The organism is Porticoccus sp., assembly GCF_041592135.1.
In the GTDB taxonomy this organism is placed as follows: Bacteria; Pseudomonadota; Gammaproteobacteria; order Pseudomonadales; family Porticoccaceae; genus Porticoccus.
Map to the genome: position 1 here is coordinate 1 of NZ_JBFHQR010000047.1, position 15239 is coordinate 15239.

The following is a 15239-nucleotide window of genomic DNA, read 5'->3' on the forward strand; positions in this document are numbered from 1 at the left end:
GAGGTAGCTGCCGTCGGTACGGCGGAAGCGGTATTCGTGGCTGCCCTTGCCCGCTGTCATAAAACGGTGGCTGTCGGTCAGGGCCTGTTCGAGGTCCTCCGGGTGCAGGTTGTCCTCCCACCAACCGGGGGCGAGGGCTTGTTCGACGTTGTAGCCGAGAATGCCGCCGATATTGTCGCTTACCCAGGTTGGGGTACAGATATTGTTCCGGAATTCCATGGCGTAAACGATGACGGGTGTGGCGGAAAAGATTTTGTCGATGGAGAGGGGCAATAGGTGGTTGACGATTTCTGTCAGCTGGGCCTTGAACATCAGTTGAGCATTTTTGCGCAACAGCAGGTAGAGCATCGCCGAGGTGAACAGCACGAAGCCCATGCCTTTGACGAGACTGAGATTAAAGAGCTGCGGCTTGTGCGGCCAGAGCTGGAAAATCACCCAGTCGCCGAGAAAGATCCAGGCACAGGCGGCGACCAAGTAGCCCGCCACAATTTTGCAGGAGGGGGTGCAGCGCACTGTTGGGGTCAGGGGCATGTGCTGGCTCCACAAGATGGATGCTGCCTGGAAACCATATCTTGCATAGGTTGGCCTTCCTGGTGACGGGCAAAGAGCCCATGTTGTGATGAATGCTGCTTGGGAGGGATAGTAATTAAGCAGTAATACTGCAAACAAGGCCCTTAGCTAAAAACATTATAAAAAATATGGAGATTACAACCAAAAGTTGTTGTCTGTGGCTCAGAAAGAATAGGAGACAGACAGTGAGCCGTACTGGTGGGGATCCTGCTGCTCCTCAAACTCCCGGGTGCGGTAGACCTTGGCGTAGGAAATTTTCCAGCCGGCCAGCAGGAAGCTGAAACCGATGGCAGCATCGGCCACCAGCGGTCGGCGGTCGACACTGTGGCTGCTCTCAAAGCTGTTGCCGTCGAGGAAGATGTCCCGGGCCACCAGCCGGCTGTCCACTGAGATGAACGCGTGCAGGCCGCAAATCCAGCGCTGGCAATGCCGGACATCACCGCGACCGGGAGCACTGTTGTCTCCGCCCGGGCGCACGGCAGCGGTGCCGAAATCCTCCGGCAGTTGCCAGCCGATGCGGTATTCGCCACCGGCATTCAGGTAGCTGGCGACATTGCCCAGGCTGATGCCGCCGTGGGCGATCACATCCTGGTGTGGCCAGCGCTGGCGGAGTTTAAAACGGTGTTTGTGTTCGTAGACCAACTGCAGCCCCAGTTCATTGTGCAGCTGGTTGTCCCAGCCCTGAAATTTATCGATAGCGCGGATGTCGTGAATAAGGTTCTGGGACTGCTCCGCCAGGGAGTGGGGGCCCACCATACCCACATTCATTTCCAGTGTGTCCAGCTGTTCTGCATCGCGGAGATGGTAGGCGAAGCCCAGATACAGGTAGCCCGCGTAGGGGCGGTCATACTCGATCAACTCGCTGGCATGTTTGTCCGAGGGGGTAAACATCAGCTGGCCAACACTGATGACCAGATTGCGCTGCAGCGCCTCATCATCCTTCAGGCCGTGAAAGAACCGCAGTTTGCGATTGGTCTGGCGCACCCAGGCGGGCAGGCTGGGGTCGTCCAGATAGGAGCTGAGATCCGGTGACACACAGGAGAAGCGGATGCCGTTGGTATAGTGGCGGTCGGTTTCACCGAACAGGTCATTTTCCAGATACAGGTTGAGGGTGTCGCAGAAGCGCGGCCGCGCCTCATCCGCCAGGCAAAACAGCGGGGACAGCGCGATGACGACAAGGGGCAGTAATTTTATGAATTTTTTTGACCGCATGGCCGTCATTATGGTGGCTTGGCCGCCGGCGGGGCAATGGCATTGAATATCCCCTGGCAGACCGGCAAGATGCGTGTTTGTTCAATGAAAGGTGCTGGGGTGAAGGGAACTGGATTGTCTGAGTTAATGCGGGCCCGGCGCTTCTTGCCCTTGTTCCTGACCCAGTTTTTTGGCGCCCTCAACGACAACCTGTTCAAGAATGCCCTGCTGGTGATGATCGCCAGCGCCGGACTCGCCGCAGTGGGTGAGGTCAATACCCTGGTCAATCTGGCGGCGGGATTGTTTATCTTGCCCTTCTTCCTGTTCTCCGCCCTCGCCGGTCAGCTGGCAGACAAATACGAAAAATCACGCATCATCCGCCAGATCAAGCTGGCGGAAATACTGATCATGTTGCTGGGGGCGCTGGCTTTCCAGTTGGGCGCCCTGTGGTTGCTGCTGGCGGTGCTGTTTTTGATGGGCACCCAGTCGGCCTTTTTCGGCCCGGTGAAGTACGCGATCCTGCCCCAGCATCTCGGTGAGGAAGAGTTGGTGGCGGGCAATGCCCGGGTGGGCATGGGCACCTTTGTGGCCATTCTGCTCGGCACCATTGCCGGCAGCCTGATTGGTGGTTCCCCGGCGGCCCATTGGCTGGCGGGGTTGGCGGTGGTGGCCGTCGCCGTGCTGGGCTGGTTGAGCAGCTGCCGCATCCCCCCTGCAGAATCCGGCGCGGCGGCGCTGCAACTGGACTGGAATGCCCCGCGTATCAGTTGGCAACTGATCCGCCTGGCGGCGGAAAAGCACAGCGTGTTTCTCGCCATTCTTGGCATTTCCTGGTTCTGGATGCTGGGGGCCAGTTATCTGACGCAAATGCCGAATTTTACGGTGACGGTGCTGAAAGGCGAGCCGGGGGTCATTGCCCTGGTGCTGTCGGCCTTTACCGTGGGGGTGGCCGTGGGTTCCATGCTCTGCGGCCGGCTCTGCGGTCCGAGGGTCGAAATAGGTTTGGTGCCGCTCGGAGCACTGGGCTTGAGTCTGTTGGGCATCGATCTGTACTTTGCCGCCAAGGCCTACCACAGCGATACGGTGTTGGCGCCGCTGGCTTTCCTCTCCCGGGCTGCCAGTTGGCGGATATTGCTGGATATCCTGTTGCTGGGGCTGTTTGGCGGGCTCTATATCGTGCCGCTCTACGCCATGGTGCAGGTGCGCACCCCGGCGGAAAAGCGGGCGCGGATTATCGGCAGCAACAATATTATCAACGCCCTGTTCATGGTGCTGGCCAGTGTGCTGGGTATCCTTTTCCTGGGCGTGGCCGGGTTCAGCATTGCCGAGCTGTTCCTGACCCTGGCGCTGATGAATATCGCCGTGGCGCTGTTTATCTTCCTGCAGGTGCCCGAGTTCAGCATGCGCTTCCTGGTGTGGTTGATGGGCCACAGCCTGTACCGGGTGGAGCACCATGGCCTGGAGCATATTCCCCTGCGCGGTGCGGCGATCATCGTCTGCAACCATGTCAGTTATGTGGATGCCCTGTTGCTGGCCGGTGCGGTGCGGCGGCCAATCCGCTTTATCATGTACAAGCCGATTTATGAGCTGCCTGTACTGAATTTCATTTTCCGCACCGGCGGTGCCATCCCCATCTGTTCCCCGAAAGAGGATGCACAGGCCTACCAGCAGGCGATGGACAGTATTGCCGAGGCCCTGGAACAGGGACAGTTGCTGTGCCTGTTTCCAGAGGGCAAACTGACCCATGACGGCGAGGTCGACAGTTTCAGGAACGGGATTGAACGCATTCTCGAACGCAATCCGGTGCCCGTGGTGCCGATGGCGTTGTGCGGTTTGTGGCAGAGTTTTTTCAGCCGCAGCAACGGCGGCGCTTTCCGCAAGCCCTTTCGCCCCGGGTGGCGCCGGGTGGCGGTGGTATCAGGGGTGCCGGTTCCCGCCCGGGCGGCCACGGCGGAGCAGCTGCATTCACTGGTATCCGCCCTGCGCGGTGACCGGCGATAACCCTCAGACAACAGGCAAGTGCAACAAGGGATAAAAGCATGGGCAGACTGAAACTTCACTGGCAGATGTTGATCGCCATCGTTACCGCGATCCTGGTGGGGCTGTGGGCGGGCAAGGATGGCGCGGTACTGGGCATTCATCTCTACGATGTATTCGATTTTGTCGGCACCCTGTTTCTCAATGCGCTGAAGATGATCATCGTGCCGCTGGTTATGTCGTCGATTATTACCGGGGTGGCCGGGCTGGGGGGTAGTGAACATCTCGGCCGGCTCAGCGCCAAGACCATCGCCTTTTATATGTCCACCAGCTTGCTGTCGATTGTGGTCGGGCTGCTGCTGGTGAATCTGCTGACCCCCGGGGTGGTCGGCGGCGAGGCGGCGGGTGGCCTGCTCAATCTCAGTGACCCGGAAGCGATCGCCGGTCAGCTGGAGCAGGTGGAGGGGCGCGGTGCCGCAGACATCACCGCGGTGTTCCTGCGCATGGTACCGCCCAATATCGTCAGGGCCGCCTCCGACGGGCGCATGCTCGGGTTGATCTTTTTCAGCCTGCTGTTCGGGGTGTTCATGACTCGCATCAGCCGGAACTACAGCCAGACCGTGCTGAGCTTCTGGAACGGCATCTACGAAGTCATGATGCAGATGACCCTGTTCATCATGAAGTTCGCCCCCCTGGGGGTGTTCGGGCTGGTGGCGAAAACCGTGGCCGCCACCGGCTTCGGGGCGTTTCAGCCGTTGCTGGTATTTTTCCTGACGGTGGTGCTGGGGCTGGCGATTCACACCTTTGTCACCCTGAGCCTGATTCTGCGGCTGGCGGGCATCCACCCGCTGCGCCACTACCGGGCCATGTTGCCGGCGCTGCTGACGGCCTTTTCCACGGCCTCCTCGTCGGGAACCCTGCCGGTGACCATCGAGTGCGTGGAGAAAAATGCCGGGGTCTCCAACCGCACCAGCGCCTTTGTCCTGCCCCTCGGGGCCACCATCAATATGGATGGCACGGCGCTCTACGAATGTGTGGCGGCGATGTTTATCGCCCAGGCCTACGGACTGGAGCTGGGCTTTGCCTCCCAGTTCCTCATCGTGCTGGTGGCATTGCTCACCTCCATCGGCGTGGCGGGCATCCCGGCCGCCAGCCTGGTGGCGATTACCGTGATCCTCGGGGCGGTGGGCCTGCCACTGGAAGGCATCGGCATGTTGCTGGTGACCGATCGCGTCCTCGATATGATGCGCACCGCGGTCAATGTCTTCAGTGACTCATGCTGTGCAGTGGTGATTGCCCGCAGTGAGGGTGAGCAGGGAGTGTTGGCCTGAAGCAGGTTCCCAAAACCAACAAGTCCGGCATCGGCCGGCTTGTTGGCGGGTGGGTTCAGCCGGCCTAACTGAACAACCCCTTGAAGAAATAGAAAAACAGGATGGCCAAGCCGGCGCCGGCGGGCAGGGTCACCAGCCAGGACATCAGGATCGTCCCGACAATGCGCATATTCAGGGCGGCGATGCCGCGGGCCATGCCGACGCCGAGTACCGCGCCGACCAGGGTATGGGTGGTGGAAATCGGCAGGCCGGTGCCGGAGGCCAACACCACCGTGGCCGCGGCGCCGAGTTCGGCGGCAAAACCCCGGCTGGGGGTGAGTTCGGTGATTTTGGTGCCAACGGTACCCATCACCTTGAACCCGTAGGTGGCCAGACCCAGCACAATCCCGATGCCGCCCAATAGCAGTACCCAATTGGGCATCGCACTCTTCGCTTCGACGGTGCCGGAGTGAATCACATTGACCACTGCCGCCAGGGGGCCAACGGCGTTGGCAACATCGTTGGAGCCGTGGGCAAAGGCCATGGCACAGGCGGTGAAGACCATGAGGATGGCAAACACCCGTTCCACATTGGCAAAGCGGTTGAGTCGCTCCGCCGCTTCATCGGGTTTCACCCGGCTGAGCAGGATGGTGCCCAGCGCCATCACCGCCAACCCAATCAACAGTGCGATCAGTGTGCACTGGCCAAAGCTGAGCTGCATGCCGATGTCCTTGAACACGTGTTTCAGCCCTTTCAGCATGGTCACCATGGCGATCAAAAAGCCCACGGCAAACATATAGAAAGGAATGATTTTTTTGGCGCGCAGGAACGGATTATCCTGGGTCAGAATCAGCCGTTGCACACTGCGAAACAGCATGTAGGAGAGGGCGCCGGCGAGCAGTGGTGAGACCACCCAGCTGGCGACAATGCTGCCCACCTTGTCCCAGTTGACGGCACTGGGGGATATTCCCACCGAGGCGAAACCGACAATGGCGCCGACGATGGAGTGGGTGGTGGAGACCGGCCAGCCCATGATGCTGGCCAGCAGCAGCCAGGTGCCGGCGGCCAGCAGTGCGGAGATCATCCCGAACACCAGCAGTTCAGGCTCTGCGGCCATTACCGCCGGGTCAATAATGCCCTTGCGGATGGTTTCGGTGACCTCGCCGCCGGCCAGGTAGGCGCCGGCGAACTCAAAGATCATGGCGATAAAGATGGCCTGTCTGACGGTCAACGCCTGGGAGCCCACCGAGGTGCCCATAGCGTTGGCGACGTCATTGGCCCCCACTCCCCAGGCCATAAAGACCCCGAATACGCAGGCCAGAATAATCAGAATCTGGCCGTACTCAGCAAATAGCGTCATTGGTTTGTGTTCCCGTTGATCGTTTTTGTTGTCTTAGCGGGCGAGCAGCAATTGCAATTTGCCACCCACGCTTTGTGAGAGGTCGGCCACCTCACCGATGATGTCGATGACCTGGTAGAGGAACATGGCATCAATCGGCGGCAGCTCTTTTTCTTTCTCGAACAGGCTGTGGCGAATATCCTGTTCCAGTTGGTCGGTACGATCCTCTAACGCATCCAGTTCGCGGATCAGGTTTTCCACAAAATCCACTTCCTTGCCGATAAAGCCCACCTCGAGCAGTTCATCCAGCTCGTTGATGGCCTTGTGGGCCTGGCGGCAGGCTTCGACAGAGGTGGTGACAAATTCCATCATCTGCTGTTCCAGCCCGGCGGGGATGTTCATTTTCCGGCCCAGCATCAGCCCGGCGATATCCTTGGAGCGGTTGGCAATGCAGTCCTGCTGGCTGAGCAGGTTGAGCAGGTCGGTGCGGTCCATGGGCATGAACAGGCTTTTCGGCAGGTGCAGCCTGAGCTTGCGCTTCATGGCGTCCGCTTCGTGTTCCAGCTCTGACATGTGTTCAAAGACCTCGGCAGCTTGCTGCCAGTTGTCGGCAATGGCGGCCGCCATAAAGTCGCAGAGCAGTTCGGTACAGGAGACCACAACGGTCATATGGGATTGGAGGGGACTGATGGGAGACTTGCCAAAGAGGTTGGAAAGCGGGTTATTGAAAACCATGGGTCGTCCTCCTGTTTGTGTAGGGCGCGAGTATATGAAGCTGAAACAAAAATGTCACATTTAAGCGTTCATCCCGTGCCGAAAAATATCTGCACGAGCAATGTGCCGCGCTACCGGTGTGCCGGGCGACTGGGCAGTATTAGACCTGTCCGTAGCGCTCGCTGCCGCCCAGCCAGCGCTGGACAATGGCCTGCGCCCTGTCCGGTGATTGCGCCAGCAGCCCGCTGGCGGTGCGCTTGATCTCCGGCAGCAGGTGGCTGTCACGCTGCAGGTCGGCGATGCGCAGGGCCATGTCGCCGGTCTGCCGGGTGCCCAGTAGTTCGCCGGGGCCGCGCAGTTCCAGGTCTTTTTCGGCGATCCGAAAACCGTCGTTGCTCTGGCGCATGATGCGCAACCGCTCGGTGCCCTGTCGCGACAGCGGCGGGCTGTACAGCAGCACACAGTGACTCGCCTGGTTGCCGCGGCCAACCCGACCCCGCAACTGGTGCAGTTGTGCCAGGCCCAGGCGCTCCGGGTCCTCGATGATCATCAGGCTGGCATTGGGCACGTCGACACCTACTTCGATCACCGTGGTGGCCACCAGCAACTGGATATCGCCGCGCTTGAAGTCCGCCATGGTGGCGGCTTTGTCCGCGGGTTTCTGGCGGCCGTGTACCAGGCCGATGTGCAGTTCCGGCAACAGCAGGTGCAATTCATCCGCCGTGGCCTCCGCCGCCTGGGCCTCCAGCACATCGGACTCCTCGATCAGGGTGCAAACCCAGTAGGCCTGGCGCCCCTCGGTGCAGGCGTTGCGAATATGCTCGATGACCTCGGCGCGCCGATGCTTGGCGATCACCACGGTGTTGACGGGAAACCGGCCCGGCGGCAGCTCATCAATGGTGGAACAGTCCAGGTCCGCATAGGCACTCATGGCCAGGGTGCGGGGGATCGGCGTGGCGGTCATGATCAGCTGGTGGGGCAACAGCGCGCCCTGGCCTTTCTCGCGCAAGGCAAGGCGCTGGTGGACGCCAAAGCGGTGTTGTTCATCAATGATCGTCAGTCCCAGATTGTGGAAGTTGACCCCTTCCTGGAACAGGGCATGGGTGCCGATAACCACCTGTGCGCTGCCGTCTCCGATCAGTTGCAACTGCCGTTCCCGGGCCTTGCCCTTGACTCTGCCGGTGAGCATGGCCAGTTCGATGCCCAGGGGTTCCAGCCATTCCTGAAAGCTGTTGCGGTGCTGTTCGGCGAGAATTTCGGTGGGTGCCATGATCGCTGCCTGATAGCCGCTGGCGACAGCCTGCAATGCCGCCAGTGCTGCCACCACCGTTTTACCGGAGCCGACGTCCCCCTGCACCAGGCGCAGCATGGGATGCGGCCGCGCCAGATCGACGCGGATTTCCTCCCGGACCCGCTGCTGGGCCGCGGTGAGGGGAAAGGGCAGGGAAGCCAGAAAGCGCTGCTGCAAACGGTCATCGGCCCGCAGGCAGGGGGCCGGGTGGCGCTGGATAGCCTGGCGCAGTTGCAGCAGGCTGAGCTGGTGGGCCAGCATTTCCTCAAAGGCGAGCCGCTGCTGGGCGGGGTGGACACCGCTGGTCAGTTTGTCGAGCGGGGTTGCCGCCGGCGGCCGATGGATAAACTCCAGCGCTTCCATGAGGCTGAGCTGATTCTTCTGTTCCGGCAACAATTCTGGAAGCGAGTGTTCGCTTACAAGCGAGAGTGACTGCTCGATCACCGCCCGCAACCGCGTCTGGCTGATACCTTCGACAGCGGAATACACCGCCGTCAGGTGCTGTTGCAGTGGCAGCGGCTGATGTTGATCGAGGAACTGGTATTCCGGGTGGTAGATCTCCAGCCCGGAACTGCCGCGGCGCACCTCCCCAAAGCAGCGCAGGCGACCGCCCCTGGCCAGATTCTGGCGCTGGGCGTTGGAGAAATGGAAAAAACGCAGGGTGATGATGCCGGTGTTGTCCTGCAGCCGACACATCAGGCTGCGGCGCCGGCCAAACACCAGGTCGCAGCCGCGCACTTCGCCCTCGATCACCACGTCGGCGAGGGGTTGCAGGGCGCCGATAGGTGTCACTCTCGTGCGGTCCATGTAGCGCAAGGGCAGGTGAAACAGCAGGTCCTGGACCGTTGCGATGCCGAGCCTGGCCAGGTTGGCAGCCAACTGGGTGCCGACGCCCCGCAAGCGGGTGACCGGCATGGTGGCGAGGAGATTGTCGTTCACGGGGCAGTGGGGCAGCTGGGCAGGGAATGCTGTTTGATGGCATCCCGCAGCGCATCGATGGCCTTGTGGCGGGGAAAACTGGCGCGCCAGGCCAGTGCCACGGTGCGGCAGGGTGCCGGAGCGGCGAACTCGCGGGTGACCAGCAAGCCCTCCCTGTAACCGGAGTTAATGGCGGCGGACAGGGGCAGGATGGTGATGCCGAGGCGCGACGCGACCATATGGCGCAGGGTCTCCAGGGAGCTGCCTTCGCTGTGGGTGCGAATTTGGCGCTGCTGTTCATCCAGGTGCTGGTTGAGGTGGGGCAGTGCTTCGCGAACCTGGTCGCCGAAACAATGTCCCTCGCCGAGCAGCAGGACGTTCTCATTTTCCAGGTTCGCCGGGGCGATGCGGTCTTTTTGCGCCAGCGGATGGTCGCTGGGTACCAGCACCACAAAAGGCTCGGAGTAGAGTGGCTGGGTCACCACATCTGGTTCCGTGAAAGGCAGGGCAATGATAATTACGTCCAGTTCACCCTTGCGCAGCCGCTGTCGCAGGGTGGCGGTAAACCCCTCCTCGACGACCAGTGGCATCTGCGGCACATTCTTTTGCAGGGCGGGGATAAAGTTGGGAAACAGGTAGGGGCCGATGGTAAAGATGGCCCCCACATGGAGCGGTGTTTTGAGTTGATCCTTGCCGGCGGAGGCGATGTCCTTGATCGAGGCGCTCTCTTCCAGTACCCGCTGGGCCTGGGAAACCACCTGTTCACCGATGGGAGTGGGGCGGACACTGTTTTTGGAGCGCTCGAACAACTCCACCCCCAGCTCCTGCTCGAGCTTCTTGACGGCGATGCTCAGGGTGGGCTGGCTGACGTGACAGAGTTCAGCCGCCTGGCCAAAATGCTGTTGCTGTGCCAGTGTCACGATGTAGCGCAATTCGGTGAGAGTCATAGGTGGTTCCTCCTGATGCAATAATAGTAAAAACAAATTGAAAAGGAAAAGCTAATTGAAAGTACTATTTATTGGCTGCGGTGATCTCGCCCTGCGTGCCATCCGCCAGTTGCGTGAAACCCCGCAGCCGGGATACCCGGAAGTTATCTGCCACGGGTTGCGCCGCCGGGTCGAGCTGCTGCCTGAAACCTTGCTGGCAACAGCCGGGGATAGCCGTGACAGCGCAGCGCTGACGGCGCTGTTGGACGCGCAGCAGTTTGATGTACTGGCGGTAACACTGACCCCGGAGGAGATGAGCGAGCGGGGCTATCGCGACAGCTATGTGGCCGGTGCCCGGTCGTTGGCGCGGGCACTGGAACAAACCTGTTGCCAGCCGCGCGGCGTCATTTGGGCTTCCAGTACCGGTGTCTATGGCCAGCACAACGGCGAGTGGGTGGATGAGCTGGCCGAGACGGTGCCTGCGTCCTACCGCGGCAAGTGCCTGCTAGAGGCCGAGGAGATCATTGCCCAGCTGCCCGTGGCGTCTGTGGTGTTGAGATATTCAGGTATCTACGGGCCGGGCCGGGGGCGCCTGCTACAGCAGGTAAAAGCGGGGCGGATAGCACCGTCCGCGCCGGTGCAGTGGAGCAACCGAATCCACGCCGAGGACGCCGCCGGGGTGATGGTGCATATCCTGCGCAGGTGGCAGCGGGGTGAGGCCTTGCTGCCCTGCTATCTGGCGACCGATAACGAACCGGTGCCTCTGCACGAGGTACATGCCTGGTTGGCGGCGCGCTTGGTACCGGCTGCGGCGGCGAGGGGAGCGGATCAGGCCGGCAGCGGCGCGGGCAATCGCCGCTGTGCGAACAGGCGGTTGCGGGACAGCGGTTTTGTGTTCCGTTATCCCACGTTCCGGGAGGGGTATCTTGAGCTGCTGGCAGAGGGCCGGGAATGATCCGGCTCAGATCACCATAATGCCGTCCATTTCCACGCCGACACCCTTGGGCAGTTCCTTGACGCCGATGGCGGCGCGGGCCGGGTAGGGTTCCGCAAAATGGCGGGCCATGATCTCGTTGACCGTGGCGAAGTTGCCCAGGTCGGTGAGGAAGATATTCAGTTTGACGATGTCCTTGAGGGTGCCGCCAGCCTCTTCGCAAACGGCGGTGAGATTCCGGAAAACCTGTTCGATTTCCGCGGCAATACCGCCTTCCACCACGGTCATGGTCTGCGGGTCCAGTGGAATCTGGCCCGACAGGTAGACGGTATTGTTGACCTTGACGGCCTGGGAATAGGTGCCGATGGCGGCGGGGGCTTTTTCCGTGCTGATGACGGCTTTATTTAACATGTGGGGTTCCTCGATAAACTAATTTTTGGTGCGGTACACCCGCTGCACCTGTTTCAGGCCGCGGATACGCCGCATCACGTTGGCCAGGTGAATGCGACCTTTTACGTCGATCACCAGATCCACAATGCTGGAATGGGCATCCCGTTCTTTGACGCTGATCTGGTGAATGGTGGCTTCACTCTCGGTGATGCGCGATGCCAGGGTGGCGATAATGCCGCGCTCCGCCACCAGTTCCACTTTGAATTCCACCGGGAAGTCGCCGCTCACATTGGGCGACCAGTTGAGTGAAATGCATTTTTCAACGTTGGTGCGAATCTCATTGAGATTTTTGCAGGCGTCGCGGTGCACCACCAGGCCGCGACCGGGACTGAGGTGGCCCATGATCGGGTCGCCGGGAATCGGGTGGCAGCAGCGGGCATAGTTGATAATCAGCCCGTCGCTGGTGTCGATCATGATTGGTGAGTCGAATGCCTCCGGCGTCAGCTCCTTGCGCATGGAGGGCGGCGCCATCAGGTTGGCCACCGCGTAGGCCAGGCGGTTGCCCAGGCCGATCTGTTCCAGCACCTCCTCGAAGGTGGCGGCGCCGGTTTCCGTCAGCAGTCGCTTGATCCAGGATTTGCGAATGCTCTGGTAGCTGGTGCCAAAGTTGTCCAGCGCCCGGTCCAGCAGCCGTTTGCCCAGCTCCACCGATTCCTCGTGCTGCTGGTGTTTGAGGAAGTGGCGGATGGCGCTGCGGGCCTTGGCGGTGACCACAAAATTCAGCCAGGACGGGTTGGGCTGGGCATCCCGGGCGGTGATGATGGAGACCTTGCTGCCGCTGTGCAGCGGTTCCGACAGGGAGGTGAGCTGGCCATTGATCTTGCTGGCCACACAGCTGTTGCCCACGTCGGTGTGCACCGCGTAGGCAAAGTCCACCGCGGTGGCGCCCAGGGGCAGGGAGACAATCTGCCCTTTGGGGGTAAAGACGTAAACCTCGTCCGGGAACAGGTCGGCTTTGACGTGTTCGATAAACTCCAGGGAGTTGCCGGCTTTCTGCTGGATCTCCAGCAGGCCCTGTACCCAGCGGTTGGCGCGGGGGCTGCCCCCCTCATTGGATTTGTAGAGCCAGTGGGCGGCAATGCCAAAGTTGGCCATGGCATCCATGTCGCGGGTGCGAATCTGCACCTCGATGGGTACGCCGTGCATGCCCACCAGCACGGTGTGCAGTGACTGGTAGCCATTCACCTTGGGAATGGCGATGTAGTCCTTGAATTCACCGGGCACCGGCTTGAACAGGTTGTGAATGACGCCGAGGGTGCGGTAGCAGTCGTCTACGGATTCCACCACGATGCGGAAAGCGAACACATCCATGATGTCGCGAAAGGACTTCCGCTTGTTTTTCATCTTCTGGTAGATGCTCCAGAGATGCTTTTCGCGGCCGCTCACATCGGCGCTGATCAGCTCCTTGTCCAGGCGGACTTCGATGCTGTTCTTGATATCCTCGACGATCTCCCTGCGGTGACCGCGGGCCGCTTTCAGTGCCTCCCGCATGCGCTGGTAGCGCATCGGGTGCATGGTGGCGAAGCCCAGCTCCTCGAATTCGATTCGGATATCGTTGATGCCGAGGCGCTGGGCGATGGGCGCATAGATTTCCAGGGTTTCCCGGGCGATGCGGCGACGTTTGGCGGCACTCAACACCTTGAGGGTGCGCATGTTGTGCAGCCGGTCAGCCAGTTTCACCAGCATCACCCGGATGTCCTTGGCCATGGCCAGGGTCATCTTCTGGAAATTTTCCGCCTGCTGTTCCGCCTTGGAGGCAAACTCGATCTCGGTCAGCTTGCTGACCCCGTCCACCAGTTCGGCCACCGTGGGGCCGAAGCGGGCACTCAGGTCATCCTTGCTGACATGGGTGTCCTCGATGACATCGTGCAACAGTGCCGCCATCAGGCTCTCGGCATCGAGATGCATGTTGGCGAGAATGATGGCGACGGCTACCGGGTGGGTGATGTACGGCTCGCCGCTCTGGCGAAACTGACCCTCGTGGCACTGTGCTGCGAACTGGTGGGCGTTGAGTATTTCCTGGACTTGGGCGGGTTCGAGGTAGGAGGAAAGCTTTTCGCTCAGAACATCAATGGCTTGCAAGATTCCCCCCGGGACACCGGTTACTCGGCTTCAGGGGCTTCGGGCTGCTCGGCAACAACCGCGTCTTCTCCGGCTTCGCTGCTGTCGGCTTCCATCAGCAGTGTGGTTTCCGGCTCTTCCTTCTCGTCGAGGATGCTGGCGGTGATAAAGCCCTCTTCAATCTCCCGCAATGCCATGACGGTAGGTTTGTCATTTTCCCAGGGCAGGTGAGGTTGTTTGCCGCCCACAGCGAGTTGGCGGGCGCGTTTGGAGCTGACCATGACCAGCTCAAAGCGATTGTCGACATGGTCGAGACAGTCTTCCACGGTAATACGGGCCATACTTGATTCCGTTGTTCAGTTGAGTGCGGTTGGGTTGCAACCGGCAGAGACAAAATCCCGCGGCGTGCCGCGGGACTCTCGAGTTTACAAAATTGCGCCAGTCAGGACAACAAGTCCTTGAGTAAATTAGCGTTGCGCTGGCACTGGCTGCCCAGTCGCAGGCGATGGCAGGTAACGATGGCCTGCAATTCGGCCAGCGCCCTGTCGAACTGGTCATTGATCACCAGGTAGTCCGCCTCCACGTAGTGGGACAGCTCCTGTTGGGCTTCCGCCAGGCGGTGGCGGATGACCGATTCATCGTCCTGACCGCGCCCGGTGAGCCGCTGTTCCAGCACCGCCAGGGAGGGGGGCAGGATGAAAATGCCAATACAATCGGGCACCAGGCGGCGGATCTGCTCCGCCCCCTGCCAGTCGATTTCCAGAATCACATCCTGTCCGCTGTCGAGGGTTTGCGCCACCCAGTCGCGGGACGTGCCGTAGTAATTATTGAAGACCCGGGCGTGCTCGAGAAAAGCGGACGCCCCGAGCATGGTCATGAAGGTGTTTTCATCCACAAAGTGATAATTGACCCCATCCCGCTCCCCGGGCCGCATGGGGCGGGTGGTGTGGGAAACGGAGACCGTGATGCCGCCACATTGTTTAAGCAGTGCATTGACCAGACTGGTCTTGCCGGCCCCGGAGGGGGCAGAAATGGTATACAGGGTACCGCGTGTGGACATGGATGCCGCTTGCTCCCCCTCTGAGGCAGAGGACTGATGCTGTTGGATGGGAGATATTCTGTTCATGGCCAGGGATTATAACCACGAACGCTTCGGAATGTGCTGCTCCGCAGAGTGGATCCGTGCGGAGGGTGCGCCGCCTGCCGCTGAGATTCATCTGGTTGTCGCGCGGGGCCGGGCAATGGCCGCAGATACCCCGTCAGGACGGGTGCGCTTCCGAACGCTTGCCCGCTTTCGGTTTTATCCACTTGGACAGGGTCTCCAGTAACTCATTCGGATCAAACGGCTTGGTAATGTGGTCGTCCATGCCTGCCGCGAGGCTGCGCTGCCTGTCGCCCGCCATGGCGTTGGCGGTCAGGGCCAATACCGGTAGCTGGTTGTAGCCCGGGTTGGCGCGGATGGCCTTGACCGCGCTGATGCCATCCATAACAGGCATCTGCAGGTCCATCAGCACAATATCAAAATCCTGTTGTTTGAGTAGATCCAGCGCTTCCTGAC

At 60.7% G+C, this 15239-nt stretch carries 14 protein-coding genes; 3 read left to right on the forward strand and 11 right to left on the reverse strand.

Annotated features, from left to right (window positions below; all coding sequences use genetic code 11):
- Together ABY948_RS06180 and ABY948_RS06185 are read right to left on the reverse strand one after the other, a co-directional pair.
- The coding region (locus ABY948_RS06180) for a PAS domain-containing protein (RefSeq protein WP_461481646.1) at nucleotides 1-531 on the reverse strand (531 nt) is incomplete at its 3' end.
- Between the two features lie 201 nt (nucleotides 532-732).
- Nucleotides 733-1782: a lipid A deacylase LpxR family protein gene (locus ABY948_RS06185; RefSeq protein WP_461481647.1), complete on the reverse strand. Its 1050-nt coding sequence runs from the start codon at nucleotides 1780-1782 to the stop codon at nucleotides 733-735.
- A gap of 114 nt (nucleotides 1783-1896) precedes the next feature.
- On the opposite strand from ABY948_RS06185, the gene ABY948_RS06190 reads away from it, so the two are divergent.
- Nucleotides 1897-3762, forward strand: coding sequence for an MFS transporter (locus tag ABY948_RS06190; protein WP_461481648.1), 1866 nt, complete (start codon nucleotides 1897-1899; stop codon nucleotides 3760-3762).
- Between the two features lie 38 nt (nucleotides 3763-3800).
- The gene (locus ABY948_RS06195) at nucleotides 3801-5069 is read left to right on the forward strand and encodes a dicarboxylate/amino acid:cation symporter (RefSeq protein ID WP_461481649.1); all 1269 of its coding nucleotides are present in this window, start codon (nucleotides 3801-3803) and stop codon (nucleotides 5067-5069) included.
- 64 nt (nucleotides 5070-5133) lie between these two features.
- On the opposite strand, the gene ABY948_RS06200 is transcribed toward ABY948_RS06195, so the two are convergent.
- The 4 genes from ABY948_RS06200 to ABY948_RS06215 all read right to left on the reverse strand — a co-directional run bounded on the left by ABY948_RS06200 (nucleotide 5134) and on the right by ABY948_RS06215 (nucleotide 10257).
- Nucleotides 5134-6408: an inorganic phosphate transporter gene (locus ABY948_RS06200; RefSeq protein WP_461481650.1), complete on the reverse strand. Its 1275-nt coding sequence runs from the start codon at nucleotides 6406-6408 to the stop codon at nucleotides 5134-5136.
- Nucleotides 6409-6441: 33 nt separating this feature from the next.
- On the reverse strand, nucleotides 6442-7122 hold the full coding sequence (locus ABY948_RS06205; protein WP_461481651.1) for a TIGR00153 family protein: 681 nt from the start codon (nucleotides 7120-7122) through the stop codon (nucleotides 6442-6444).
- A 139-nt stretch (nucleotides 7123-7261) separates the two neighbouring features.
- Complete coding sequence (gene recG, locus ABY948_RS06210; protein ID WP_461481652.1) at nucleotides 7262-9331, reverse strand: ATP-dependent DNA helicase RecG; 2070 nt, start codon at nucleotides 9329-9331, stop codon at nucleotides 7262-7264.
- A complete protein-coding gene (locus tag ABY948_RS06215; protein ID WP_461481653.1) occupies nucleotides 9328-10257 on the reverse strand; it encodes a LysR substrate-binding domain-containing protein in 930 nt (309 codons plus the stop codon). Before ABY948_RS06215 ends, recG begins: the two co-directional genes overlap by 4 nt.
- 55 nt (nucleotides 10258-10312) lie before the next feature.
- Between ABY948_RS06215 and ABY948_RS06220 the strand changes: the two genes are divergently transcribed.
- On the forward strand, nucleotides 10313-11191 hold the full coding sequence (locus tag ABY948_RS06220) for an NAD-dependent epimerase/dehydratase family protein (protein WP_461481654.1): 879 nt from the start codon (nucleotides 10313-10315) through the stop codon (nucleotides 11189-11191).
- Between the two features lie 6 nt (nucleotides 11192-11197).
- Here the strand turns inward: ABY948_RS06220 and ABY948_RS06225 are convergent, their stop codons facing one another.
- From ABY948_RS06225 to ABY948_RS06245, 5 genes are all read right to left on the reverse strand, one after another.
- On the reverse strand, nucleotides 11198-11581 hold the full coding sequence (locus tag ABY948_RS06225) for a RidA family protein (protein WP_461481655.1): 384 nt from the start codon (nucleotides 11579-11581) through the stop codon (nucleotides 11198-11200).
- Between the two features lie 18 nt (nucleotides 11582-11599).
- Nucleotides 11600-13702 (reverse strand): RelA/SpoT family protein, encoded by a 2103-nt coding sequence (locus ABY948_RS06230; protein WP_461481656.1) that lies wholly within the window; start codon nucleotides 13700-13702, stop codon nucleotides 11600-11602.
- A 20-nt stretch (nucleotides 13703-13722) separates the two neighbouring features.
- A complete protein-coding gene (gene rpoZ / locus ABY948_RS06235; RefSeq protein WP_461481657.1) occupies nucleotides 13723-14022 on the reverse strand; it encodes a DNA-directed RNA polymerase subunit omega in 300 nt (99 codons plus the stop codon).
- Between the two features lie 101 nt (nucleotides 14023-14123).
- Nucleotides 14124-14741: a guanylate kinase gene (gene gmk, locus ABY948_RS06240; RefSeq protein ID WP_461481658.1), complete on the reverse strand. Its 618-nt coding sequence runs from the start codon at nucleotides 14739-14741 to the stop codon at nucleotides 14124-14126.
- Between the two features lie 199 nt (nucleotides 14742-14940).
- A partial coding sequence (locus tag ABY948_RS06245) for a response regulator (protein ID WP_461481659.1) occupies nucleotides 14941-15239 on the reverse strand: 299 nt, incomplete at its 5' end.